This window comes from Streptomyces sp. NPDC007875 (assembly GCF_042868035.1).
GTDB lineage: Bacteria > Actinomycetota > Actinomycetes > Streptomycetales > Streptomycetaceae > Streptomyces > Streptomyces antimycoticus.
On record NZ_JBIADZ010000006.1, the window covers coordinates 328,938 to 355,785 of the forward strand.

The following is a 26,848-nucleotide window of genomic DNA, read 5'->3' on the forward strand; positions in this document are numbered from 1 at the left end:
GCCGGCGGTGCCTGCCTGTGGCTCTTCAAAGATCGCAGCGGTTCGATGCCCCGCACATCCACCGCAGGAAGGGCCCGGCTCAGCCGTGTGGGGGAGGCGGTCTGCACCGCGCGCAGGAGGGGAAGCCGGGCCGCCTCCGCGGGGTCCGGCACCGGGCGTACTCAATTCTTTGCACTGTCGTTGTCGCACCTCACGGGCGTCGGAGAGGCTGCGAAGCGTGAAGGCTGTTCAGCCGACCGTCTCCTTTCTCCCATCGAATGTGGAGTGAGTGCATGTCTCTCCCGCAGGGTGTTCGATTCCGCTTGACCGACGGCCAGCGGGGAATCTGGTACGCCGTCCAGGGCGATTCCGCCAATCCGCTCTTCGGCCTGGCGGAGCGGGTGGACATCCAGGGCCCCGTCGACACCGGGCTGTTCGAGGCCGCCCTGCGGCGGGTGGTGGACGAGACCGAGGCCCTGCGGGTGTCCTTCGGCGAGGACGCCGACGGCCCCTATCAGGTGGTGGCGCCCGGACTCGACTGGCCGTTCCACCTCGTGGACGTGTCCGGCCAGGACGATCCGGAGACCGCCGTGCGGGACTGGACCTCGGCCGACCAGAGGCGACCGGTGGACCTCGCAGCCGGACCGCTGTTCACCTTCGCGCTGTTCCGGCTCGCCGAGGACCGGTACGTCTGGTACCAGCGCCATCACCACATCGCGCTGGACGGCCTGAGCGTGGGCATGGTCGCCCGTCGGGTCGCCGCCGTGTACTCGGCCGCCTCGGCGGGGGAGCGGTGCCCGGAGTCCGGCCACGGCGGTCTGCGGGAGCTCATCGAGGCCGACGCCGCGTACGGCGGGTCCGAGGAGATCGCCCGCGACCGGGGGTACTGGGCCGAGCAGTTGGCCGACCGCCCCGAGGCGCATGGCCTCACCGCACAGCCCACCCGCTACCCGGACGGCCCGCTGCTGCGGGTCGTGTCCACGCTGGAGCCGGCCGCCGTCGAGTCGATCCGGTCGCTGGCCCGCGAGGCCGGTACGGCCTGGCCGACGGTGGCCGTCGCCGCCCAGGCGCTGTATCTGCACCGGATCACCGGCCGCACCGATGTCGTCCTCGCCCTCCCGGTCGCGGCCCGGCCCGGCGGCGACGCCGCGAACGTGCCCGGCATGGTGTCCAACCTCGTGCCGCTGCGGCTGTCCGTACGGCCCGGGGACACCGTCGCCGAGCTGCTGGGCCAGGTCTCCCGACGGATGCGCGGCGCCCTGCGCCACCAGCGCTACCGCTATGAGGAGCTGCGCCGCGACGTCGGCGCGCTGGCCGACGGCAGGCGCCTGGTCGGCCCGCGCGTCAACATCATCATGTTCGACTACGACCTGGACTTCGGCGGCCACCCGGGTGTGGTGCACAACCTGACCATCGGCCACGACGACGATCTGACCGTCGTCGTCGACAACCGGGCGGGCGACGGCGGGCTGCGGGTGGAGCTCAACGCCAGCCCCGAGCTGTACTCCGCCGCCGAGGTGGAGCGCCACGGCGAGCGGCTGACCGGACTGATGCGCGCCCTGGGCGCCGGTGCGCCGGACCGGCCGCTGGGAGCGCTGGACATCGCCACCGAGGCCGAGCGCCGGCAGGTGCTGGCGGGCTTCGACGGCGACGCGGCTCAGGCAGCCACCGCCGCGCTGTCCGCGAAGCCGGACGGCGACGGGGCCGCCACCGCCACCCTCACCGAGCTGTTCGAGGCGCGGGTGCGGGAGTGCCCCGACGCGCGGGCGGTGTCCCTCGGCGCGGACACGCTGACCTACGCCGAGCTGAACGCGCGGGCGAACGCGCTGGCCCGGCTGCTGGTCGCGCGGGGCGCGGGGCCCGGCCGGTTCGTGGGTCTGGTGCTGCCCCGCTCGATCGACCTGGTGGTGGCGCTGCTGGCGGTGGTGAAGTCGGGCGCCGCCTATGTGCCCATCGACCCCGCGTATCCGGCGGACCGGATCGCCTACACCATCTCCGACGTGGACCTGACCCTGCTGGTGACGGACATCCGGGTCGAGGTGGCGCTCCCGGCGGGCGTGGAGCGGGTGGTGCTGGGCGACGAGGAGGTGCGGGCCGGGCTCGCCGCCCTGCCCGGCACCGATCTGACGGACGCCGACCGGCCCTCGCCCCTGCTGCCGGTGGCCCCCGCGTACGTCATCTACACCTCCGGTTCCACCGGGCGCCCCAAGGGTGTTGTGGTCTCCCACCGGAACGTGGTCCGGCTGTTCGCCGCCACCCGCCGGTGGTTCCCCTTCGGCGCCGACGAGGTGTGGACCCTGTTCCACTCCTACGCCTTCGACTTCTCGGTATGGGAGCTGTGGGGGCCGCTGCTGCACGGCGGGCGGCTCGTGGTGGTCCCGTTCGAGGTGTCGCGGTCGCCGGAGCGCTTCCTGCGGCTGCTGGCGGACGAGCGGGTGACCTTCCTCAACCAGACCCCGTCGGCCTTCTACCAGCTCGCGGGCGCCGACCGGGAGGACCCGGCGACCGGCGACCGGCTGGCGCTGCGCCATGTGGTCTTCGGCGGTGAGGCGCTGGACCTGGGGCGGCTGGCCGACTGGTACGAACGGCACGGCGCGGGCGCCGCCTGCGCACCACTGCTGGTCAACATGTACGGCATCACCGAGACCACGGTGCACGTCAGCTATCTCGCCCTGGACGCCGAACTCGCCGCCGCGGGCGCCGGTTCGCTGATCGGCCGGGGCATCCCCGATCTGCGGGTGCGGGTGCTGGACGGCGCGCTGCGCCCGGCGCCCCCGGGCGTGGCCGGGGAGATGTACGTGGCGGGCGCCGGTGTCGCGCAGGGCTATCTGAAGCGGCCCGGCCTGAGCGCCTCCCGGTTCGTGGCCGACCCGTTCGCGGGCGACGGCAGCCGGATGTACCGCACCGGTGACCTGGCGCGCTGGAACGCCGACGGGCTGCTGGAGTACCTGGGCCGCGCCGACGACCAGGTGAAGATCCGCGGATTCCGGATCGAGACCGGGGAGATCGCGGCCGCGCTGTCGGCCTGCCAGGGCGTCGCCGACTGCGCCGTGGTCGCCCGCGACGACCGGGGCGGTGAGCGGCGGCTGGTGGCGTATGTGGTGCCGCAGGCCCCCGGCGAGGCGCTGGATTCCGGACTGCTGCGCAAGAAGCTCGGCGAGTCGCTGCCGGACTACATGCTGCCCGCCGCGTTCGTCACCCTGCCCGCGCTGCCCCTGACCCCCAGCGGCAAACTCGACACACGGGCGCTGCCGGAGCCCGAGGTGGCCGGCGGGGCGGCCGGACGCGACGCCCGCACCCCGGGCGAGCAGGTGCTCGCCGGGCTGTTCGCCGAGGTGCTCGGCGTGCCCGGGGTCGGGGTGGACGACAACTTCTTCGCGCTCGGCGGCCATTCGCTGGCCGCCACCCGGCTCGCCGGCCGGGCCCGCTCCGTGCTCGGCGTGGAACTCGCCGTGCACGAGGTGTTCGACCGGCCCACCGTGGCCGCGCTCGCCGAGCTGCTGGACACCGCGCGGGCGGCGCGGACCGCGCTGGTCCCGGTGGACCGGCCCGAACCCATGCCGCTGTCGTTCGCCCAGGCCCGGCTGTGGTTCCTCGACCGGCTGGACGGACCCAACCCCACGTACAACATCCCCTTCCTGCTGCGGATGTCCGGCGACCTGGACATCGCGGCGCTGCGGGCGGCGCTGCGCGATGTCCTGCTGCGGCACGAGAGCCTGCGTACCGTCTTCCCCGACACGGCGGGTGAGCCCCGGCAGCACGTGGTGGCCGCCGAGGAGCTGCCGCCGCTGCCGTACGCCTGCGAGGTCACCGCCGCCGACCTGCCCGCGGCCCTCGCGGCCGCCGCGGGCCACAGCTTCCGGCTCGCCACCGAACTGCCGTTGCGCGCCGAGCTGTTCCACCTCGGCGGCGGTGAGCATGTGCTGTCCGTCGTCGTCCACCACATCGCCGGGGACGGCTGGTCCCTGGCGCCGCTGGTGCGCGATCTGTCGGCCGCCTACACCGCCCGCTGCGACGGCCGGGCCCCCGGCTGGGAGCCGCTGCCGGTCACCTACGCGGACTACACCCTGTGGCAGCGGTCGCTGCTGGGCGAGGACTCCGACGAGACCAGCCCGCTGGCCCGTCAGCTCGCGTACTGGAAGAGCGCGCTGGCCGGTCTCCCCGAGGAGCTGGCCCTGCCCACCGATCGGCCCCGGCCCGCCGTGGCGAGCCACCGCGGCGCCGTACTGGACTGCGAGATCGGCCCCGAACTCCACCGAGAGCTGCTGGCCGTCGCCCACGCCGGCGGCGCCAGCGTGTTCATGGTGCTCCAGGCGGCGCTGGCCGTGCTGCTGTCCAAACTCGGCGCGGGCGACGACATCCCGGTCGGCAGCCCGATCGCCGGACGGACCGACGAGGCCCTGGACGACATGGTCGGGTTCTTCGTCAACACGCTGGTGCTGCGTACCGACACCTCCGGGCGGCCGACGTTCACCGACCTGGTCGACCGGGTCCGCCGGGCCGACCTGGCGGCCTACGCGCATCAGGACGTCCCCTTCGAGCGGCTGGTCGAGGTGCTCAACCCGGACCGTTCGCGGTCCCGGCACCCGCTGTTCCAGATCCTGCTGAGCATGCAGGACCACCCGGACCGCACGCTGGAGCTGCCCGGTCTGACCGCCTCGGTGGCCCCGGGCGACCTCACCATCGCCAAGTTCGACCTGCAATTCGACTTCAGCGAGCGCCGGGACGAGGCGGGAGCGCCCGCCGGGATCGGCGGACAGGTGCTGTACGCCACCGATCTGTACGACGCCGAGACCGTGCGCCGGATGGTGTCGCGGTTCCTGAAGGTGCTGGAGTCGGCCGTCGCGCGGCCCGGGACGAGCATCGCCGAGATCGACGTCCTGGCACCCGAGGAGACCCGCCGGCTGGCCGTGGAGTGGGCCGGCCCGGTCCGCGACGTGCCCGCGCTCACCGGCTCGGTACCCGCCCGGTTCGCCGAGCGGGTGGCCGCCGCCCCGGAGGCGACCGCGCTGATCGCCGCCGACGGCACCGAGATCAGCTACCGGGAGCTGGAGACGCGCGCCAACCGGCTCGCGCACCGGCTGCTCGCCGCGGGCGCCGGCCCGGAGGCGCGGGTGGCCGTGCTCCAGCAGCGCTCGGTGGAACTCGTCGTCTCCCTGCTCGCCGTGCTCAAGGCCGGCGCCGCGTATGTCCCGCTGGACTCGCGCGCCCCGCAGAGCCGCTGGGAGCAGGTGATGGAGCGGACCGAACCGTCGGTGCTGCTCGTCGACCGGGCCCAGCCGGAGCTGGAGTTCACCCACCGGGCCACCACCGTCGTGGTGGACGGCGACCCCGCCGACCTCGCCGGGCAGCCGGACCAGCCCCCCGCGGTGGCCGGCCACCCCGAGCGGCTCGCGTATGTGATGTTCACCTCCGGGTCGACCGGCCGCCCCAAGGGCGTCGCGGTCACCCACCGCGATCTGCTGGCGTTCGCCCTGGACGGCTGCTTCGCCGCCGACGCCCACCGCCGGGTGCTGCTGCACGCGCCGCACGCCTTCGACGCCGCCAACTACGAGCTGTGGGTGCCGCTGCTCACCGGCGGCACGGTGGTCATCGCCCCGCCGCAGGACATGGACGTCCGCACCCTGCGCCGGATGATCGCCGAGCACGGCATCACCGGACTGCACCTGACCGCCGGGCTGTTCCGCGTCGTGGCCGAGAACGACCTGGACTGCCTGACCGGTGTGCGGGAGCTGCTGGCCGGCGGCGACGTCGTGCCCGGTACGGCGGTGCGGGCCCTGCTCGAGCGCTTCCCCGGCACGGTGTTCAAGGACACCTACGGCCCGACCGAGACCACCTCCTTCGCCACCTTCCACCGGGTGACCTCCGCCGACCGGGTGCCCGACGTGGTACCGATCGGCGCCCCGCTGGACAACACCCGGGCCCATGTCCTGGACGGCCATCTGCGCCGGGTGCCGCCGGGCGTGGTCGGCGAGCTGTACATCGCCGGCGAGGGTCTGGCGCGCGGCTACTGGCGGGCGCCCGCGCTCAGCGCGGAGCGGTTCGTCGCCGACCCGTACGGTCCGGCGGGGAGCCGGATGTACCGGGTGGGCGACCTCGCCCGCTGGACCGGCGAGGGGGTGCTGGAGTTCGCCGGCCGCGCCGACGACCAGGTGAAGATCCGGGGCTTCAGGATCGAACCCGGTGAGGTCGAGGCCGCGGTCGCCCGCCGGACCGGTGTCGCCTCCGCGGCCGTGATCGTGCGCGAGGACCGCCCCGGGGACAAGCGGCTGGTCGCCTACGCGGTGCCCGCCCCGGGCCACCGCCTCGATGCGACCGCCCTGCGCGACCAGCTCGCCGAGGAGCTGCCCGACTACCTGGTGCCCTCCGCCGTACTGGCCCTGGACACCCTTCCGCTCACCCCCAACGGCAAACTCGACCGCAAGGCGCTGCCGGAGCCGGAGCACACCGGCGAGGGAGCGGGCAGGGCGCCGCGGACCCCGCAGGAGCAGGTGCTGTGCGGACTCTTCGCCGAGATCCTCGAACTGGCCTCGGTGTCGGTGGACGACAACTTCTTCTCCCTGGGCGGGCACTCCCTGCTCGCCACCCGGCTGGTGCTGCGCATCCAGGCCGTCCTGGGCGTCGACGTGGCGGTGCGCGACCTGTTCGACGCGCCGACCGTCGCCGAGATGGCCAAGCTGGTCGACCAGGCCGGCGGGGCGCGCACCCCGCTGACGCCCCGGGAGCGCCCCGAGGCGGTGCCGCTGGCGTACCCGCAGCGCGGACTGTGGTTCATCAACCAGATGGACCACGCGGACGGCACCTACAACCTGGGTGTGTCGCTGCGCTTCACCGGACGGCTGGACCGCGGCGCGCTCTACGCCGCGCTGCACGACGTCATCGCCCGGCACGAGAGCCTGCGCACCCTCTTCCCCGACCGCGACGGTGTGCCCTCCCAGGTCGTGCTGGACGCCGACGAGGCCCAGGCCGAGATCCAGGTCTCCGAAGTGGCCGAGGAGCGGCTGGACGAGGCGCTGTCGAAGGTGGCGCGGCGCGGCTTCGACCTCGGCGCCGAACTGCCGATCCGCGCGGACCTGCTGGTGCTGAGCCCCACCGAGCACGTCTTCCTGATCGTGGTGCACCACATCGTCGCCGACGGCTGGTCCTTCGGTCCGCTGGTGGACGACCTGGTCGCCGCCTACACCGCGCGGCGCACCGGATCCGCCCCCACCTGGCGGCCGCTGCCGGTGCAGTACGCGGACTACACGCTGTGGCAGGCCGAGCTGCTGGGCGCCGAGGACGACCCGGACAGCCTGCTCGGCCGTCAGCTGGACTACTGGAAGCGGACCCTGGCCGGTCTGCCCGAGCAGCTGGAGCTGCCCACCGACCGGCCCCGCCCGGCGGTGCTGAGCAACGACGGCGACCGGCTGCCGCTGTCCCTGAGCCCCGAGCTGCATACCGCGCTGACCGACATCGCCCGCTCCAGCGGAGCCAGCCTCTTCATGGTGGTGCAGGCGGCCCTGGTCGGGCTGCTGTCCCGGCTGGGCGCGGGCGAGGACATCCCGATCGGCACGGCCATCGCCGGCCGCAACGACGAGTCCCTGGTGGACGGCATCGGCTTCTTCGTCAACACGCTGGTGCTGCGCAACGACGTGTCGGGCGATCCGACCTTCCGGCAGCTGGTGGAGCGGGTCCGGGAAGCGGACCTGGCCGCCTACGCCCACCAGGAGGTGCCGTTCGACCTCCTGGTGGAGACCCTGAGCCCGGACCGGTCGCTCTCCCGGCACCCGCTGTTCCAGACGATGCTGACCTTCGAGAACATCCCCGAGCTGCAGCTGCGCTTCCCCGGTCTGGATACCAGGCTGCACCCCGCCAACAACCGCACGGCCAAGTTCGACCTCGACTTCGCCATCGGCGAGACCTTCCACGCCGACGGCTCCCCGGCCGGGATGACCGGCACGCTGGTCTACAACACCGACCTGTACGACCGGGCCGGCGCGCAGACGCTGGCCGACCGGTTCGTACGCCTCCTGGAGACGGTGGCGGCCAACCCGGCCGTCCGCGTCACGGAGATCGACCTTCTCTCCGAGGCGGAGCGCCGGCGGGTGCTGGTGGAGTGGAACGGGGATGCGGCCGGTGAGGTCGTGGCCACCCTTCCGGAGCTGTTCGAAGCGCGGGTGCGGGAGTGTCCCGGCGCGCGGGCGGTGTCCCTGGGCGGGGACGGGCTGACGTACCGGGAGCTGAACGAGCGGGCCAACGCGCTGGCGCGGTTGCTGGTCGAGGAGGGCGCGGGGCCGGGCCGGTTCGTGGGTCTGGTGCTGCCGCGGTCGCTGGATCTGGTGGTGGCGCTGCTGGCGGTGGTGAAGTCGGGCGCCGCGTATGTGCCGATCGACCCCTCCTATCCGGCGGACCGTATCGCCTACACGGTCTCGGACGTGGACCTGGCGCTCGTGGTGACCGGCACCCGGGTCGAGGTGCCGCTGCCAGAGGGCGTGGCGCGGGTGGTGCTGGGTGATGAGGCGGTCGCGGGCCGGCTCGCCGGGCTGCCGGGTACGGACCTGACGGACACCGACCGGATCGCGCCGCTCGTGCCGGAAGCACCCGCGTACGTGATCTACACGTCGGGTTCGACGGGGCGTCCCAAGGGTGTGGTGGTCTCGCACACCAATGTGGTGCGGCTCTTCGAGCACACGCGGCAGTGGTTCGCGTTCGGCCCGGACGATGTGTGGACGCTGTTCCACTCGTACGCGTTCGACTTCTCGGTGTGGGAGCTGTGGGGGCCGCTGCTGCACGGCGGGCGGCTCGTGGTGGTGCCGTTCGACGTGTCCCGTGCGCCGGACCGCTTTCTGCGGCTGCTGGCGGATGAGGGGGTGACCTTCCTCAACCAGACGCCATCGGCGTTCTACCAGCTCGCGGGCGCCGACCGGGAGGATCCGGGGACCGGCGACCGGCTGGCGCTGCGCCATGTGGTGTTCGGCGGTGAGGCGCTGGACCTGGGACGGTTGACGGACTGGTACGAACGGCACGGTGCGGGCGCCGCCTGTGCGCCGCTGCTGGTGAACATGTACGGCATCACCGAGACCACGGTCCACGTCAGCCATCTGCCGCTGAACGCGGAGCTGGCGGCCTCGGGCGCGGGCTCGCTCATCGGCCGGGGCCTTCCGGACCTGCGGATCTATGTGCTGGACGGCGCGCTGCGCCCGGTGCCCCCAGGGGTGGCGGGGGAGATGTATGTGGCCGGTGGCGGCGTGGCCCAGGGGTATCTGAAGCGGCCGGGACTGAGTGCGTCGCGGTTCGTGGCCGATCCGTTCGCCGGTGATGGTGCGCGCATGTACCGGACCGGTGATCTGGCGCGCTGGACCGCGGACGGTCTGCTGGAGTATCTGGGCCGGGCGGATGACCAGGTGAAGATCCGGGGATTCCGGATCGAGACGGGGGAGATCGCCGCCGTGCTCTCCGCCTGCCAGGGGGTGGCCGACTGCGCGGTGGTGGCCCGGGACGACCGGAGCGGCGAACGCCGGCTGGTCGCCTACGTGGTGCCGCAGGACCCGGATGAGGCACCGGAGCCGGGCCCGCTGCGCGACACGCTCGCCGCGTCACTGCCCGACTACATGCTGCCGTCCGCGTTCGTGGTGCTGGAGGCCCTGCCCTTGAACGCCAGCGGCAAGCTCGACCGCAAGGCGCTGCCCGCCCCGGAGTACGCGCCGGCGTCGGCGGGCCGCGCGGCGGGCACACCCCGCGAGGAGATCCTCTGCGGTCTGTTCGCCGATGTGCTCGGCGTGCCCGCGGTCGGCGTGGACGACAACTTCTTCGATCTGGGCGGCCATTCGCTGCTGGCGGCCAGGATCGTCAACCGGATCCGTTCGGTCCTGGCCGTCGAGCTGTCGGTCCGCACGCTCTTCGAGGCCCCGACCGTGGCGGCGCTGGCGAGGACCCTGGGCGGGGAGGCGGCCGCGCGGCTGCCGCTGACCGCTCGCGAGCGGCCCGAGGTGCTCCCGCTGTCGTCCGCCCAGCGCAGGCTGTGGTTCCTCAACCGGATGGAGGGGCCGAGCGCCACCTACAACGTGCCGGTGGTGCTCCGGCTGTCCGGGGCGCTGGACCGGGCGGCGCTGGAGCTGGCGCTGGCCGATCTGATCGGCCGGCACGAGAGCCTGCGCACGGTCTTCCCCGAGACCGACGGCTCGCCCCGGCAGCAGGTGTGGGACCCGGACGCGGTGCGCGTTCCGCTGACCGTGGTGGAGACGACCGAGGCCGCGCTGCCGGAGCAGCTCCGGGCGACCGCCACCCGGGGTTTCGACCTGACCGTCCAGCTCCCGCTGCGCACCACCTTGTTCGCGCTCGGCGAAAGCGAGTACGTCCTGGCCGTGGTGATCCATCACATCGCCACCGACGGCTGGTCCACGGCGCCGCTGGTACGCGACCTGTCGGCCGCCTACGCCGCCCGCTGCGACGACCGGGCCCCGGCCTGGGCGCCGCTGCCGCTCGCTTACGCCGACTACACCCTCTGGCAGCGCGACCACCTCGGCGACGAGGACGACCCGCAGAGCCTGGCCTCCCGTCAACTCGCGTACTGGCGCCAGGCGCTCGCCGGGCTGCCGGACGAGCTGACCCTGCCCACCGACCGGCCCCGGCCGGCCGTGGCCGGTCACCGCGGCCGCACCCTGGACTTCGCGATCGAACCCGGGCTGCACGACCGGCTCACCGCGCTGGCCCGGGCTCGCGGGGTCAGCACCTTCATGGTGCTGCAGTCGGCGCTGGCCCTGCTGCTGACCAAGCTGGGCGCCGGAGAGGACATCCCGGTCGGCAGCCCCATCGCCGGGCGCTCCGACCAGGCCCTGGAAGACCTGATCGGCGTCTTCCTGAACACGCTGGTGCTCCGCACCGACACCTCGGGCGACCCGACGTTCGACCAGCTGCTGGACCGGGTGCGGCGCACCGCGCTGGACGCCTACGCCCACCAGGACCTTCCGTTCGAGCGGCTGGTGGAGGTGGTCGACCCGGAGCGGTCCCTGGCCCGGCATCCGCTGTTCCAGGTCATGCTGATGGTCCAGAACATGCCGGCCGCCGAGACCGCGCTGGGCGGGCTGACCCTGCGGCCCGAGCTGGTCGACCTGGGCGTCTCCAAGGTCGATCTGAGCTTCGCCTTCGGTGAGCGGCCGGAGCGGCCGGGCGCGCTGTCCGGCGTCTGCGAGTACAGCACCGATCTGTTCGACGCGGAGAGCGTGGAGACGCTGGTCCGGCGGCTGATCCAGGTGCTGGAGGCGGTCACCGGTGACCCGGGGCTGCGGATCAGCGACGTCGACGTGCTGTCGGCGGCCGAGCGCGAGCGGGTGCTGGTCGAGTGGAACGACACCGCGCGGCCGCTGCCCGCACGCCGGGTCCACGAGCTGTACGAGGCGCAGGCCGCCCGTACGCCGTCGGCCGTCGCGGTGGTCTCCGGCGGTGTCGAGCTGACCTACGCCCAGTTGGACGAGCGGGCGAACCGGCTCGCCACGCTGCTGACCGCCCGCGGGGTGGGCCCCGAGCGTCTGGTGGCCGTGGCGCTGCCGCGCTCCGCGGACCTGCTCGTCGCCCTGCTGGCCGTGCTCAAGACCGGGGCGGCCTATCTGCCGCTGGACCCGGAGCACCCGAAGGACCGGATCGGCTACACCCTCCAGGACGCCCGCCCCGCGCTGGCACTGGTCACCTCCGGCACCGCGCCGCTGCTCACGGCGGGCGGCGGGGAGGAGGCCGCCGCGACCGGTGATGCGGTGGGCGGTGGCGTGCCGGCGCTGGTGCTGGACGACCCGGCCACCGTCGCCCAGCTGGCGGCGGCGCCCACGGCCGCGTCCGGGGTGGTGTGCTCGCCGGACCACCCGGCGTATGTCATCTACACCTCCGGTTCGACCGGCCGCCCCAAGGGCGTGGTCGTCCCGCACGGCGCGCTGAGCAACTTCCTGGACGACATGGCCGAGCGGTTCGGCCTCGGCCCCGCCGACCGGCTGCTCGCGGTCACCACCGTGTCGTTCGACATCGCGGCGCTGGAGCTCTATCTGCCGCTGCTGTGCGGCGCGGGCGTGGTGATCGCCGACCGGGACACCGTGCGCGACCCGGCCGCGCTGCTGCGGATGGCCGAGGACACCGGGGCGGGCATCGTCCAGGCGACGCCGTCGCTGTGGCAGGCCATGGTCACCGCGTCGCCGGAGGGTGTGCGCGGGCTGCGGGTGCTGGTCGGCGGTGAGGCGCTGCCGGAGGCCCTGGCCGCGCGGCTGCGCGCGTCGGCCGCCGGGCTGACCAACCTCTACGGCCCGACCGAGACCACCATCTGGTCGACGGCCGCGGACCTGACGGATGGCCACGGCGTGCCCTCGATCGGCACCCCGATCGCCAACACCCAGGTCTATGTGCTGGACGACCGGCTGCGGCCGGTCGCCCCCGGGGTGCCGGGCGAGCTCTATATCGCCGGCGCGGGCGTCGTGCGGGGCTACCACAACCGGCCCGCGCTGACCGCGGAGCGGTTCGTGGCCTGCCCGTTCGGCGGGCCCGGCGAGCGCATGTACCGCACGGGCGACATCGTCCGCCGGACCGCCGACGGCCGGCTGGAGTTCTCGGGCCGGGCCGACCACCAGGTGAAGGTGCGCGGTTTCCGGATCGAGCTCGGGGAGATCGAGACGGTGCTGACCGCCCATGAGGCGGTCGGCCAGGCCGTGGCGCTCGCCCGCGCCGACCAGGGCCACAGTGCGCGTCTGGTCGCCTATGTGGTGCCGCGGACCCCCGGTGAGGAACTGGATCCCGGACTGCTGCGCACAAAGCTCGGCGAGTCGCTGCCGGAGTACATGATCCCCTCCGCGTTCGTGGTCCTGGACCGGCTGCCGCTCACCCCGAACGGCAAGCTGGACCGCAAGGCGCTGCCCGCGCCGAGTTTCGGCGCGGCGGCCGATTCGCGGCCCCCGCGGAACCCGGTCGAGGAGGCGCTGTGCGCGGTCTTCGCCGAGGTGCTCCGGCTGTCCTCGGTCGGCATCGACGACAGCTTCTTCGAGCTGGGCGGCGACAGCATCGTGTCGATGCAGCTCATCGCCCGCGCCCGCGCGGCGGGTCTGGTCCTCGCCGTCAACGACGTCTTCGAGCACAAGACGGTGGCCGGGCTCGCCGCGGTGGCGGAGGTGCTCGACGACGCGGTCTCCCGCGAACCGGACAACCCGGTCGGCGAGTTCGCCCCCACGCCGATCATGCACTGGCTGCGTGAGCGCGGCGGTGCGATCGACTCCTTCAGCCAGCCGATGCTCGTCCGGACCCCGGCGGGCCTGGACCTGCCGACGCTCACCACCGCGCTCCAGGCACTGCACGACCGGCACGATGTGCTGCGCGCCCGGCTGGGCGAGGACGATGAGGGCGGCTGGCGGCTGAGCGTGCCACCGGCCGGGGCGGTGTCCTGCGCGGACCGCGTCCGCCGGGTCGGCATCGCCGAGGCCGCGGCCGGGGACCTCGCCCCGCTGTTCGACCGCGCCCTCGCCGAGGCCCGTGCGGAACTGGCGCCCCGGGACGGCGAGATGGTGCGCGCGGTGTGGTTCGACGCCGGTCCCGGACGGCCGGGACGGCTGCTGCTCGTCGCCCACCACCTGGTGGTCGACGGGGTGTCCTGGCGGATCCTGCTGCGGGACCTCGCCGACATCGCGACGGCCGTCGCCGCCGGGCGGGAGCCGGAGCTCACCCCGGTGGGCACCTCGGTGCGCCGGTGGAGCGAACAGCTGGCGGCCGAGGTGCGCAGGCCGGAACGGCGGGCGGAACTGCCGCTGTGGACGGACATCCTGTCCGCCCCGGACGCCCAGCTGGGCGTCCCGGGCGCCCAGCCGGGCGGGACCACGTCGGCCCGCGGGGACGGCCCGGCCGGACCGGTCGCCCGCGTCACCATGACGCTGCCGGCCGCGCGGACCGCGCCGCTGCTCGACCAGGTGCCGTCGGTGTTCCACTGCGGTGTGGACGACGTGCTGCTGACCGCGCTGGCGCTGGCGGTCGCCGACCGGCGCCGCCGGCTGGGCTCGTCGGCCACCTCGGTGCTGGTCGCCGTGGAGGGGCACGGCCGGGACGAGAGCGTCGGAGGTGTGGATCTCTCCCGTACGGTGGGCTGGTTCACCAGCCTCCACCCGGTGCGGCTGGACCCCGGCCAGGTGCAGTGGGGCGACCTGTGGTCGGGCGGCCCGGCCACCGGGCGGGTGGTCAAGCGGATCAAGGAACAGCTGCGCGCGGTGCCCGGCACCGGGATCGGCTACGGCCTGCTGCGCCATCTGGACCGGGAGACGGCCGCGGAGCTGGCCGGGTCGGCCGTGCCGCGGATCGGCTTCAACTATCTGGGCCGGGTGGAGTTCCACGACGGGCCCGGGGGCGACTGGCGCCCGGCCTCGGAGGCGCTCGGGCTCGACCTCGGCACCGACGGTCCGGGCACCCTGTACGGACTGGAGCTGAACGCCGTCACCATCGACCGCCCCGGTGGCCCGGAGCTCATGGTGACGTGGACCTACGCCCAGGATGTGCTGTCCGAGGCGGAGGTACGGGAGGTCGGCGAGGCATGGCTGCGCGCTCTGGAGGGGATGGCGCTCCATGCGGCCGGACCCGGCGCGGGCGGCCACACCCCCTCGGACCTCGCCCTGTCGAATCTGGAGCAGGAGGAGATCGAGTTGCTGGAGGACGAGTGGTGAAGCGTCGATGACCATCACCTCTGAGGAGTTCACCCGGACCATGGCCCGGGTGCCGGCCCCCGTGACGGTGGCCACGACGGTCGACGCGTCCGGGCGCAGATGGGGATTCACGGGCAGCTCGTTCAGCTCGCTGTCCCTGACCCCGCCACTGGTGCTGATCTGCCTGGGCAAGGCCGCGAGCACCCATGAGGCGTTCACCACCGCCGGAAGTTTCATGATCAACATCCTGGCGGAGGGACAGGCGGACATCGCGAGGCGCTTCGCCGCCTCCGGTGTGGACCGGTTCGCGGCGGGGGACACCCTGCCGATGGAGCTGGGGCTGCCGGGCATACCGGAGGCGGTCGCCCGGGTCGCCTGTGCGCTGCACCGGGTGGTGGACGGCGGCGACCACTCCGTCCTCATCGGCCGGGTCATGGCGGCCCACGTCGGCGAGGAGGCCCCGCTGGTCTACTACGACCGGTCCTTCCAGCGCCCGGTGTCGGTGGCCGAGACGGCCCCCGGGGCCGCGGTCTGGTGAGCGCGGCCCCGGGGGCCGGGGCTGGGGGCGGATCGAGCGCGGGGGCTCAGTGCCCCCGCGCGATCCACTCGTCGAGGTGCGGGGCCTCGTCCCCGATGGCCGTGGAGTCGCCGTGGCCGGTGCGGACCACCGTCTCCGGGGGCAGCGTCAGCAGCCGCTCCCGGATCGACTCGATGATCGTCGGGAAGGACGAGTAGGAGCGCCCGGTCGCGCCGGGGCCGCCCTGGAAGAGGGTGTCCCCGGAGAGGACCGTGGTCAGCGCCGGGGCGTGCAGACAGACCGCACCGGGGGAGTGGCCGGGGGTGTGCAGCACCCGCAGCTGGGTCCCCGAAACGGTGAGGACGTCGCCGTCGGCCAGCGGCTTGTCCGGGGCGCGGTCCGGGTGGCGCATCCGCCACAGCACCTCGTCCTCGGGGTGCAGCAGGATCGGCGCGCCGGTGCGATCGGCGAGGGCCGGGGCCGCGTCGATGTGGTCGTCGTGGCCATGGGTGCAGATGATGCCGAGCAGCCGGCGGTCGCCGATGGCGTCCGCGATGGCGTCGGCGTCATGCGCGGCGTCGACCACGTACACCTCGTGGTCGTCGCCGATCAGCCACACGTTGTTGTCCACCTCCCAGGTGCCGCCGTCCAGCGAGAAGGTGCCGGAGGTGACGAGGTGGTCGACGCGTACGGGCGGAGGGGTCATCAGAACATCACCACCGAGCGGAGCACCTCTCCACGGTGCATCTTGGCGAATGCCTCCTCGATGTCCTCGAGCCCGATCGTCTCGCTGACGAACGCGTCCAGGTCGAGGCGGCCCTGCTGGTAGAGGTCGATCAGCAGGGGGAAGTCGCGGGACGGCAGACAGTCCCCGTACCAGGAGGACTTGAGCGCTCCGCCGCGCCCGAAGACGTCCAGGAGCGGCAGCTCCAGCTTCATCTCGGGGGTGGGGACGCCGACCAGGACGACCGTGCCGGCCAGGTCGCGGGCATAGAACGCCTGCTGGTACGTCTCGGGGCGGCCCACCGCCTCGATGACGACGTCGGCGCCGTTGCCGTCGGTCAGCTCCCGGATGGCCTCGACGACATCGGCGCTGCCCGCGTGGAGGGTGTGGGTGGCGCCCAGCGAACGGGCCCACTCCAGCTTCCGCTCGTCCAGATCCACCGCGATGATCTTCGCGGCCCCGGCCAGCCGCGCCCCGGCGACCGAGGCGGCGCCGACACCGCCGCAGCCGATCACGGCGACCGAGTCACCGCGCTGGACATTGCCCGTGTTGAGCGCGGCGCCGATGCCGGCCATCACGCCGCAGCCGAGCAGCCCGGCCGCGGCGGGCGAGGCCGAGGGGTCGACCTTGGTGCACTGCCCGGCGGCCACCAGCGTCTTCTCGGCGAACGCGCCGATGCCGAGCGCCGGGGTCAGCGCGGTGCCGTCGGTCAGCGTCATGGGCTGCTTCGCGTTGTGGGTGTTGAAGCAGTACCAGGGGCGGCCGCGGCGGCAGGCCCGGCACTCGTGGCAGACGGCCCGCCAGTTGAGGATCACGAAGTCGCCGGGGGCCACCTCCGTGACGCCCTCGCCCACGGACTCCACGATGCCCGCCGCCTCATGGCCGAGCAGGAAGGGGAACTCATCGTTGATCCCACCCTCCCGGTAGTGGAGATCGGTGTGGCAGACGCCGCACGCCTGGACCCGCACCACCGCCTCGCCGGGGCCGGCGTCCGGCACCACGATCGTCTCGATCCTGACCTTCTCGCCCTTGCCCGGGGCTACCACGCCGCGTACCTGTTGAGTCATGACAGCAGCGTAAGTGGCGACCACCGGCTACGACAGGGATGACGGGGCACGCCCGGAACGGGCCGCACCGGTGTTCCCGGGTGCGGCCCGTCCGGGCATCCTTCGGGGCTTACTTCACGTTGATCGCGGTCCAGGCGGCGGCGACCGCCTTGTACTCGGTGGAGCTGGAGCCGTAGAGGTCGGCCGCGGCACTGAGGGTGCCGGTGCGGGCGCCCGCGTACTTGGTCGTCGAGGTCCAGTACGTGGTCAGGGCCCGGTACCAGATCTTGATGGCCTTGTCCCGGCCGATCCCGGTGACGGTCGAGCCGTCGTAGGTCGGGCTGTTGTAGCTCACGCCGTTGATGACCTTCGCGCCGCTGCCCTCGGACAGCAGGTAGAAGAAGTGGTTGGCGGGACCGGAGGAGTAGTGGACGTCGATGTTGCCGAGCGTCGAGGACCAGTAGTCCTTGGACGCCCCGTCCTTGCTGGGCTTGTCCTGGTAGCGCAGCGGGGTGCCGTCCCCATTGATGTTGATCTTCTCGCCGATGAGGTAGTCACCGACGTCCGCGGAGTTGCCCGAGTAGAACTCCACCGCGGTGGCCATGATGTCGGAGGTGGCCTCGTTGAGACCGCCGGGCTCACCGGCGTAGTTGAGGTTGGCGGTGGCCGCGGTCACGCCGTGGCTCATCTCGTGGCCGGCCACGTCCATCGAGGTCAGCGCGTTGGCGTTGCCCGAGCCGTCGCCGTAGGTCATGCAGAAGCAGGAGTCCTGCCAGAAGGCGTTCACGTAGTTGTTGCCGTAGTGGACGCGGGAGTACGAGCCCACGCCGTTGTTCTTGATGCCGTTGCGGCCCAGGAACTCCTTGTAGAAGTCCCAGGTCTCGGCCGCGCCGTAGTGCGCGTCGACGCCGGCGGTCTGGCGGCCGCCGCCCCATACGTCGTCCGCGTCGGTGAACAGGGTGCCGGTTCCCGAGCTGCCCTGGTTCAGGTCATAGGTCTTGTGGTTGCCGCGGGTGGAGTCGGTGAGGCTGTAGGTGGAGCCGCTCTTGGTGGTGCCCAGCGGCACCGTGCCGCTGTACTTGCTGGTGCCGGTGCCGGTCTCGACGCCCTCCCACTGGGACAGCTTCGCGCCCGTGGTGGCGTCGGTGACGACGTGCAGCTCGCTCGGGGTGCCGTCGGCCTGCGTCCCGGTGACGACGGTCTCCCAGGCCAGGACGGGCTTGCCGGTGGCCGCCCAGACCACCTTCCGCGGCGACTTGGCCGTCTCGCCGGTGGTCGCCTTCGGCGCGGCCTTCAGCGCGGTGCCGGAAGCGGCCCCGGGGGTCACGGCGGCGTCGGTGCTCGTGACGGCTATCCGGGCGCCGGTGGCCTTGTTGACGGAGCGCGCGCCGCTGGTCTTCTCGTGGACGACCAGGTCGCCACCGAGGACCGGCAGCCCCGCGTAGGTGCGCTCGTAGCGGGTGTGAACGGTTCCGTCCGCGTCCTTGATGACGTCGCGGACGAGGAGCTTCTCCTTGGCCCCGAGTCCGAGGGACTCGGCCTGCGCGGAGGCGTCGGCCTGGGCCGCCTTGATCGCGGTGGCGCGCTCGGTGGCGGTCAGCGGAAGCGCCGTGGCGCCCGCCTCGCGGGAGCGCTCCGGCTGGGCGCTGGCCTGGCCGGACTGCACACCGATGACGACCATGGCGGCGGAGGCGACGAGCGCCGCCACGCGGACGGTCTTCTTACGGGGGGAGGAAGCGATGGGTCTCACTCGGTCTCCTTGCCTTGGGGCCGCCGGGTCGCGGCCCTGTGTAGGGGGTACGGACGGCCATGGGTGGGCCGTCCGGTCGAGCAGGAGTGGTGCGAGTGGTGCACATAGCGGTGCGTGATGTCCCTACTGCGGAGTCAGAGGACGCGCAGCGGGCCGACCAGAGATTGTCACCGAACGATCGATTCGGGTAGGCGCGTAACAAGAATTTGACTCGACGTTGTTCAAGTGGGGGCGAATTCGGTCAGCGAGGCATGAGGCAACAACAGTTGTTTGATGCCGACTTATGGCGCTACGTCATGCCCCTGTTGGATCGGCGCCTCCGGCCGCTCCGGGGGCCGGTACCAGTCAATCGCCCAGGTGGCGAGCGCGGCGGGCCGGTCGGCGGGGGCGGAGGGCGGCGTTGCTGTGTACGCGACGAGAAGACGATCTGTGTGCCGAACGGCGCGTAGCACCCTCACCACGGGCACGGGCACCGGCACCGCCCCACCGCTCGACCGAGCGGCGGGGGGACTCAGAACTCCAACACCGCGCGGTAGCGCGCGCGTCCGCGGCGGACATGGTCGAGCGCCTCGTCCAGGCGCGCGACCGGGAAGGTCTCGACGGCCGGGCGGATGCCGTGCCGCGCCGCGAAGTCCAGCATCTGCCGGTTCTCCGCCGGTGCCCCCACAAGGCCGCCGACCAGCCGCTTCTCGCCCAGCAGAAGGCTCAACGGGTGGAAGCCGAACGGCCCGTGGGGAACGCCGACCACGCACAGCGTCCCCTGCGGGCGCAGCGCCGCGAGATACGCGTCCCACGGCAGGTCGGCCGAGACGGTCGAGAGGATGAAGTCGAACGAGCCCGAGACCCGCTGAAGACCATCCTCCGCGGCGACGAACTCATGGGCGCCGAACCGCCGGCTGTCGTCCGCCTTCGCCGCCGTCGAGGAGATGGCGGTCACCTGGCAGCCCCACTTGGCGAGGAACTGGATCGCGAGGTGGCCCAGACCGCCCACCCCCACCACGGCGACCCGGTCGGTGGGCCGGACCCCGTTCCGCGTGATCGCCGAGAACACGGTGATCCCGGCGCACAGGAGCGGCGCCGCGTGCTCGGAGGCGAGGGAGTCGGGGATCGGCTGGACATACCGCCAGTCGCTCGCCCGCACCCGGGTGGCGAACGCGCCGCGGTGGCCGCGCAGAACCGTGTCGTCCTTGTCCGCGCACAGATTCTGCCGACCGCTGAGGCACCACTCGCAGGCGAAGCACGCCCCCGCCACCGCGCCGACGCCCACCCGCTGGCCGACGGCAAGCTGCCTGCCGTCGACGGCGCTGCCCACGGCCTCGATCACGCCGACCGCCTCGTGGCCCGCGACCAGCGGGAACCGGGAGATGCCGTGCGCGTCGTCGACCATGGCGACGTCGGTCTGGCAGACGCCGCAGTGCGTCACGGCGACGTCGACCTCCAGGGGCCCCAGGGGCTCCGGCTCGTACTTGAGCCGCTGAACAGGGCCACCGGCCCGCTCCACCGCGTATGCGCGCACGGTCATGCGCCCCACCCCAATTCTAACTAACTAGTTGGTTGGTTTTTGGCACGCTACGCGGCGGCGCCCGCATTGGCAACTAACCAGTTGGTAACCTGAGCCCCGTGTCTCCCCGGAAAAGCGATGCCACTCGCCGCCGCCTGCTCGACGCGGCCACCGTCGACTTCGCCGCCCATGGCATCGCGGGCGCCCGGGTCGACCGCATCGCGGCCGCCGCGGGCATCAACAAGGCGCAGCTCTATGCCTACTTCGGAGACAAGCTCGGCCTCTTCGGCGCCGTCTTCCGCCTCCACGCCGACGCCGTCGTCGACTCCGTGCCGTTCACGGCCGACGACCTACCCCAGTACGCCGTACGGCTGTACGACACCGCCGTGGAACGGCCGGAGCTCATCCGCCTGGCCACCTGGGCGAGGCTCGAAGGAGTGGCCACCGACAATCTGGCGACCGAGTCATCGGCCGCCGTCGCGACCAAACTCCAGGCGATCGCCGATGCCCAGCGCGACGGCCGGGTCACCGCCTCGATGGACCCCCAGGACGTCCTCGCGCTGGTGCTCGCCATGGCCCTGACGTGGTCCGCCTCCGGGCTCTCCGCCACAGCCGCCCCGGACGACCCGACCGCGGCCCACGACCGCCGCAAGCAGGCCCTCTCCCAGGCGGTCTCGGGCGCCTTCGGCGCGCGGGGCTGATCGTCCTCCGAAAGGGTGACCACGGGCCGGACCGCCCGAGACCACTCGCCTACGCTGGAAGCATCGCTCCGTACGAAGGAGGTCCACCGTGGCACTGACGGCCCCCGAGCGCGAGGCGCGCACGGACAGTGGCGAGAGCACCGCTTCATCGGTCGAGGAAGCCTTCGTGGCGTTGAGCGCGGCAGCCCCCGAGGGATGGCGCGTGGAACTGATCGAAGGAGCAATCCACGTGGTGCCTCCCGCTAACGGTGAGCACGAAGAGATTGTGTCGGAAGTGACTGGGCAGGTACGCGACCACAGGAAAGACCTGGGGCGCTATACCGGCATCGGACTCCGCATTCCGGAGGCGTCACCAACCGGCAAGGTCGTTCCTGATTTCGTCATCGCGCCGAAGGGGAGCTTCGGCGACGCCTTGGAGTACCACGACCCCGGCGCGGTGATGCTCGTCGGCGAGGTCACCTCGCACTCGACCGCCGACAACGACCGGGGGCCCAAGCTGCGGGGCTACGCGGCGGCGGGCATTCCGTTCTACCTGCTGATCGACCGGGAACGGAAGCAGGCAGTGCTGCACTCCCTGCCCGCCGGGAAGAGGTACACCCGCAAGGTCGAGGTCGACATCTCCCAGCCGCTGTCGCTGCCCGAACCGCTCGGGTTCGACCTGGACACCAGCGAGTTCTGACCCCCTTCCCCTTTATAAGGGCCCTATAGGCGCCTTATGAGCCCCGATGCGGCGAGGGCCGCCCCTGGTGTGGGGCGGCCCTCAGTGTTTCCGCGCCGGTGAAACCTCAGACGTTGACGCCGAAGTCCTGGGCGATGCCCACGAGACCGGCGGCGTAGCCCTGACCCACGGCACGGAACTTCCACTCCGCGCCATTGCGGTACAGCTCGCCGAAGACCATGGCGGTCTCGGTCGCGGCGTCCTCGCTCAGGTCGTAGCGGGCGATCTCGGTGCCGCCGGCCTGGTTGACGATGCGGATGAACGCGTTCCGCACCTGGCCGAAGTTCTGGCTGCGGGACTCGGCGTCGTAGATCGAGACCGGGAAGACGATCTTCTCCACGTCGGCCGGCAGACCGGCCAGGTTGACGTTGATCTGCTCGTCGTCGCCCTCGCCCTGGCCGGTGACGTTGTCACCGGTGTGGACGATGGTCTGGTCCGGCGTGGACTTGTTGTTGAAGAACACGAAGTGCTGGTCGGAGTAGACCTTGCCGTTCGCGTTCACGGCGATGGCACTCGCGTCGAGGTCGAAGTCGGTGCCCGTGGTGGTGCGGACGTCCCAGCCGAGGCCGACCGTGACGGCGGTCAGGCCCGGTGCCTCCTTGGTGAGCGAGACGTTGCCGCCCTTGGACAGGCTTACAGCCATGGGGAGTCCCTTTCGTGGTCTCGATGATTCGAGGCGACGGGCGAAGCCGTCGTCACCCTCCACAACGCCACGAACGGCCCGACAGGTTCCAGCTCCCTTTACTTTCTTTGCCAAACCCTGATGCGGCGGTGTGACGAGATAACCGGATGACGCCGCCGGGGTCGGCAGGCGACCATGGACGCATGCCCGCGCCCTATGTCATCCGAGGTTCGGTCTCCTTGCCGGAGGCCGAGCTAATGTGGCGTTTCTCGCGGTCCTCCGGGCCCGGAGGACAGCACGTCAACACCAGCGACAGCCGGGTCGAGCTGCGCTTCGACCTCGCCCGTACCGAGGCGCTGCCGCCCGTATGGAAGGAGCGCGCGCTGGAGCGGCTGGCGGGCCGGCTGGTGGACGGGGTGGTGACCGTACGGGCGTCCGAGCACCGTTCGCAGTGGCGCAACCGCGAGACGGCCGCCGTAAGGCTCGCGTCGCTGCTCGCGGAGGCGACCGCGCCACCGCCCAAACCGCGTCGCCCCACCCGGATCCCCCGGGGCCTCAACGAGCGGCGGCTGCGGGAGAAGAAGCAGCGCAGTGACGTCAAGCGGGGGCGTACGGGGCGGGGCTGGACGTAGCACCGGGCCTGGGGCCGACGGGAGCCGAGCCGACCGGCGGGCCGATCGGACGCCCGGCCCCTTGCTCTTCGGCCTCCACCCCCTGGCGCCCTCACCCCAGCGTCCGGTAGCGCCCCCTGAAGTACGTCAGCGGCCCGCCCTCCGCGGCCGGTGCCGCCGCGTCCAGCACCCGGGCCACCACCAGCGTGTGGTCCCCGGCCGTCACCCGCTGCTCGGTGCGGCATTCCAGCGTCGCCAGCGCGCCCACCGCGAGCGGGGCGTCCGTGTGCTCGCCCCGCACCACGGGCATGTCCTCGAACAGCAATCTGTCGCTGATGCGCCCCTTCATGGCGAATCGCCCCGCAATGTGCCGCTGACCTTCCGACAGGACCGATACCGCCCAATGCGGCTGTCGCTCCAGCAGCTCGTCCATCCGTGAACCGTTGCGAACGCTCACCATCACCAGCGGCGGGTCAAGTGACACTGACATGAACGCGGTGGCCGTCATGCCGACGTCCTCGCCGCGCGGCCCGTCTTCCGGATCATGCGCGGTCACCAGCACCACGCCCGCGGTGAGCCGTGACAGCGCGGCACGGAACTCGTCCTCACTCACCCCACCAGCATGGGGGGCGGTGGGCTCGGCTGGACTGGAAGGAGTCGTCGGGAACACCCTTCGACGCTAACCGCCCCCGTCCCCTCCCCGCATCGGGCCCGGGGACCACGGCGGGCTTAGGTCGTCGGCCGTAGGCCGGGCGCCGACCGGAAGTCGCTCGGATTGTTCAGGCGGCCGCCTTGCATGGCCAGGTATTGCCGTTCCGGAATTTGCGTTCACAAAAACTAGGAGCGCTCCCACCCCCTCTGTTGAAGAAGTGAATACGTTCTGTGACATGAGTCACAGCAGGCAGTAATTGTTGACCCTGTGTACCGAGTGAACAGCTCGCTGTGATTCAGTGGCCGTGGCAATCGGACGACAAGACGCCAGGAGTTTGCTGTCGAGGTCTCGGGGGAGTGCGATCGATGGAGACCGAGTCGGAGCCGTATATCCGCCTTGCGACACTGCGGCAGCTGCACCAGGTAGTCGCCGATCTGAACACCGCCCGCAGCCTCGCCGACACGCTTCAGGCCGTCGCCGACGGCGTCATCGCCGGACTCGGGTTCGAGCTGTCGGCCGTCAACCTCGTCCGCCCCGACGGAGACCTCGTCGTCGCCGCCGTCGGCGGCAGCGCCGGGGCCGAGGCACTGATGGCCGGGCGAGTCGGCTCCCGCTGCTCCTGGGAGCGCCGGCTGTCCATGGGCGACCGCTGGGGCGATCTGCGCTTCATCCCGTACAGCGAGGGCTGGGTCCTCGACGACGACGACGTCCCGCAGTGGCACACCCCTGGCCCCGCGCCCCGCTTTCCCGACGAATGGCACCCCATGGACCGCCTGTTCGCCCCGCTCTACGCGGCGGGCGCCTCCGGCGGCGAGCTCATCGGCGTCATCTCCGTCGACAAACCGCGCAACGGCCGCCGCCCCGGCGCCTGGGGTCGCGAGGCCCTCCAGATGTACGCCTTCCACGCCGCCGTCGCGATCGGCAACGCCCGGCTACGCGGCAACATGCAGCGCGCCCTGCTGCGCCTGGAGCGCGAGCAGCAGGCGCTGCGCGCCAGCGAGGAGTCCTTCCGGCAGGCGTTCGAGTACGCGCCCAGCGGTATGGCCATCGCCGAGATGGGCGGCGATCAGCACGGCCGGCTGCTGCGGACCAACGACGCCCTGTGCCGGCTGCTGGGCCGCCCGGCCTCCGCGATGCGCCGCTTCTCCTTCTCCGACCTCGTCCACCCCGAGGACATCGGCACCCTGCTGCGCACCTCCGCCGAGGGCGGCCGGGCCGAACTGCGCCTGGCCCGCCGCGACGGTTCGTACGTCTGGGTCTCGCTGCGCAATTCGGTGGTGGCCGACGCCGCCGACGGCCCGCGCTTCCTGCTCACCCATGTCGAGGACATCGAGGAGCGCAAGCGCCATGAGCTGCAGCTCGCCCACCGCGCCAGCCATGACTCCCTGACCGGCCTGCCCAACAGCGCCGAGCTGCGCGCCCGGCTCGCCGCCCGGCTGTGCGCCACCCCGCCCCGGCCGGGCGGGGGCTACGACGAGGAGGCCGCCTCGCCCGACGGCGCGGGTGGCGGCGGGGTCTATGTCGACGCCGCGGGACATCTGCACGGCTTCGACGACTTCGAGTGCTTCGGCACCCTGCCCCCCGCCGAGAGCGTCCCGTTCGACGGCCATGTGCACACCATCCCGCCCAACGAGGACTCCAACGCCGACGACGGCCACAAGGGGCTCGCGGTGCTCTTCTGCGACCTCGACGGCTTCAAGTCCATCAACGACCGCTTCGGGCACCACGCGGGCGACGCCGTGCTGATCGAGGTCGCCCGCCGGCTGACCAACGGCGTGCGGGAAGGGGACACGGTCGCCCGCCTCGGCGGCGACGAGTTCGTCGTCCTCGCCGACGGCCTCGGCCGGGCCGACGCCCAGGACCTGGCGGTGCGGCTGCGCAATGCGATCACCCCGCCCATCCGGGTCGACGGCCGGGCCGTCCGGGTGGGTGCCAGCTTCGGTATCGGCTGGGCGGGCTGCGGAATGTCGGCCGAAGAGGTGCTGCACTCCGCTGACCAGCGGATGTACATCGAAAAGCGGTCCCGCTCCAAGGAGCGCCGGCGGGCTGGATGAGCTGTGCGGGGCGTGCGGGCGTGAGGGTGCGGGTGTGAGGGTGCGGCCATGAGGCCAGGTGGTTGTGAGATGTGTCGGTGGGAGGTTGTGAGATATGCCGGGGGGTAGGAGGGGTGCACCGACCGGCCGAATGAGGTGTGGGAGCGGTCGGTCGCGGTAGGCTGCGCCGATGCGGCTCTGCCGCCGACAGTGAACCGATCGTGAATATTGGCCATCCGGACAGCACACGCCCTGTTGAGGCCCTCTCGACCCTGATATGAGCTGTCGTGGCGCGTTCTGATCCTGCGCCGATGGCCATATGCATAGGGGAGTGACGAGGGATGACGGCCGGCAACAACGGCTCGGGCACACCGGAGAACGACGACCCGTTCGCCTACCTGTACCGCTCGGAAGGCGACCAGGGGGACCAGGGCGGTCAGTCGGGTCAGCCGGGTGCCGCCCCCCGCACCGGTGGCTACGGCTACCCAGGTCCGGCCCAGCCAGGGGTCCCACGCACCTCCTACAACCAGGTCCGTGCGGTGGGCGAGCGCAGCTACGGCCAGCAGATCCCGAACCAGCAGCCGCAGGGGTACGGCCAGCAGGGCGGCTACGGCCGGCAGAACGCCCACTACGCCGCCCCCGAGACCCTTCCCGGCGGGGCGCCCCGCCAGCCCGGTGCGGCCGCCCCGCGCGGCGGCCATGGGGGAGGCGGCCGCGGCCCCAACAACAAGGGGCTGCTGATCGGCGCGATCGCCGTGGTCGCGGTGGTCATCGTGGGCATCGGCGTCGCCATGATCACCAACGGTGACGACAAGAAGGACGACCAGGCCGATCCGACGAACCAGCCCACGGCGGGCTCCAGCGTCGGGCCCGGCGAGTCCTCCGGGCCCTCCAAGGCCCCGGACGAGAATCTGCCCACCGAGGACGCCGCCAAGATGCGGCTGACCGGCGGCGCGGCCGCCGCGAGCGCCATCCAGGGCGCCAAGGCCGAAGGCGGCTCCTACGTCGGCGTCAACGCCCCGGGCGCGTCCGCGACCTGGAGCGTGGACGTGGCCAAGGCGAAGTCGTACCGGCTGTACGTCACGTACGGCGTGCCCGGTGAGGACCAGAGCATGTCGCTGACGATCAACGGCAAGAAGGAGGCGCGGCCGCTCAACATGAAGAACTTCGCGGGCGCGCCGAAGGGTGACTTCGAGAAGGGCTGGACGGAGACCTGGTCGATCGTCCAGCTCAGCAAGGGCACCAACACGATCACCGTGTCGTGTGAGAGCGGCGACAAGTGCAACGCCAACATCGACCAGATGTGGCTGGCCAAGGCCAAGGGCTAGGCCAGGGCGACCGCCAAGGGGCGGGGCCCCGGA

The 26,848-nt window shown here is 72.3% G+C and carries 13 protein-coding genes; 7 read left to right on the plus strand and 6 right to left on the minus strand.

Annotated features, from left to right (window positions below; all coding sequences use genetic code 11):
* Window positions 1-302: 302 nt before the first annotated feature.
* Together ACFYOY_RS16035 and ACFYOY_RS16040 are read left to right on the plus strand one after the other, a co-directional pair.
* Window positions 303-14,633, plus strand: coding sequence for an amino acid adenylation domain-containing protein (locus ACFYOY_RS16035; RefSeq protein ID WP_388587549.1), 14,331 nt, complete (start codon window positions 303-305; stop codon window positions 14,631-14,633).
* A 7-nt stretch (window positions 14,634-14,640) separates the two neighbouring features.
* Window positions 14,641-15,150, plus strand: coding sequence for a flavin reductase family protein (locus ACFYOY_RS16040; protein ID WP_351881671.1), 510 nt, complete (start codon window positions 14,641-14,643; stop codon window positions 15,148-15,150).
* A 46-nt stretch (window positions 15,151-15,196) separates the two neighbouring features.
* On the opposite strand, the gene ACFYOY_RS16045 is transcribed toward ACFYOY_RS16040, so the two are convergent.
* The 4 genes from ACFYOY_RS16045 to ACFYOY_RS16060 all read right to left on the minus strand — a co-directional run bounded on the left by ACFYOY_RS16045 (window position 15,197) and on the right by ACFYOY_RS16060 (window position 20,171).
* Window positions 15,197-15,835 (minus strand): MBL fold metallo-hydrolase, encoded by a 639-nt coding sequence (locus tag ACFYOY_RS16045; RefSeq protein WP_388587552.1) that lies wholly within the window; start codon window positions 15,833-15,835, stop codon window positions 15,197-15,199.
* Window positions 15,835-16,920, minus strand: a complete 1,086-nt coding sequence (locus ACFYOY_RS16050) for an S-(hydroxymethyl)mycothiol dehydrogenase (RefSeq protein WP_078642110.1) — start codon at window positions 16,918-16,920, stop codon at window positions 15,835-15,837. The genes ACFYOY_RS16045 and ACFYOY_RS16050 overlap by 1 nt, the downstream gene beginning before the upstream one ends.
* Before the next feature lie 109 nt (window positions 16,921-17,029).
* Complete coding sequence (locus tag ACFYOY_RS16055; RefSeq protein ID WP_351881665.1) at window positions 17,030-18,649, minus strand: M4 family metallopeptidase; 1,620 nt, start codon at window positions 18,647-18,649, stop codon at window positions 17,030-17,032.
* 511 nt (window positions 18,650-19,160) lie between these two features.
* Entirely contained in the window at window positions 19,161-20,171 is a 1,011-nt protein-coding gene (locus ACFYOY_RS16060; protein WP_388587555.1) for an NAD(P)-dependent alcohol dehydrogenase, read from the minus strand.
* A gap of 98 nt (window positions 20,172-20,269) precedes the next feature.
* On the opposite strand from ACFYOY_RS16060, the gene ACFYOY_RS16065 reads away from it, so the two are divergent.
* Both ACFYOY_RS16065 and ACFYOY_RS16070 read left to right on the plus strand, forming a co-directional pair.
* Window positions 20,270-20,851 (plus strand): TetR family transcriptional regulator, encoded by a 582-nt coding sequence (locus ACFYOY_RS16065; protein ID WP_388587558.1) that lies wholly within the window; start codon window positions 20,270-20,272, stop codon window positions 20,849-20,851.
* A gap of 88 nt (window positions 20,852-20,939) precedes the next feature.
* Window positions 20,940-21,530, plus strand: a complete 591-nt coding sequence (locus tag ACFYOY_RS16070) for a Uma2 family endonuclease (protein ID WP_351881656.1) — start codon at window positions 20,940-20,942, stop codon at window positions 21,528-21,530.
* 106 nt (window positions 21,531-21,636) lie between these two features.
* Here ACFYOY_RS16070 and ACFYOY_RS16075 read toward each other — a convergent pair whose 3' ends face one another.
* The gene (locus ACFYOY_RS16075; protein WP_059142734.1) at window positions 21,637-22,212 is read right to left on the minus strand and encodes a TerD family protein; all 576 of its coding nucleotides are present in this window, start codon (window positions 22,210-22,212) and stop codon (window positions 21,637-21,639) included.
* Between the two features lie 182 nt (window positions 22,213-22,394).
* Between ACFYOY_RS16075 and arfB the strand changes: the two genes are divergently transcribed.
* The gene (gene arfB, locus ACFYOY_RS16080) at window positions 22,395-22,823 is read left to right on the plus strand and encodes an alternative ribosome rescue aminoacyl-tRNA hydrolase ArfB (protein ID WP_351881653.1); all 429 of its coding nucleotides are present in this window, start codon (window positions 22,395-22,397) and stop codon (window positions 22,821-22,823) included.
* A 91-nt stretch (window positions 22,824-22,914) separates the two neighbouring features.
* On the opposite strand, the gene ACFYOY_RS16085 is transcribed toward arfB, so the two are convergent.
* Entirely contained in the window at window positions 22,915-23,415 is a 501-nt protein-coding gene (locus ACFYOY_RS16085) for a flavin reductase family protein (protein WP_388587562.1), read from the minus strand.
* Window positions 23,416-23,819: 404 nt separating this feature from the next.
* On the opposite strand from ACFYOY_RS16085, the gene cdgB reads away from it, so the two are divergent.
* Together cdgB and ACFYOY_RS16095 are read left to right on the plus strand one after the other, a co-directional pair.
* Window positions 23,820-25,508, plus strand: a complete 1,689-nt coding sequence (gene cdgB, locus ACFYOY_RS16090; protein WP_351881647.1) for a diguanylate cyclase CdgB — start codon at window positions 23,820-23,822, stop codon at window positions 25,506-25,508.
* A 320-nt stretch (window positions 25,509-25,828) separates the two neighbouring features.
* Window positions 25,829-26,815, plus strand: a complete 987-nt coding sequence (locus tag ACFYOY_RS16095; protein WP_351881644.1) for a carbohydrate-binding protein — start codon at window positions 25,829-25,831, stop codon at window positions 26,813-26,815.
* Window positions 26,816-26,848: the final 33 nt, after the last annotated feature.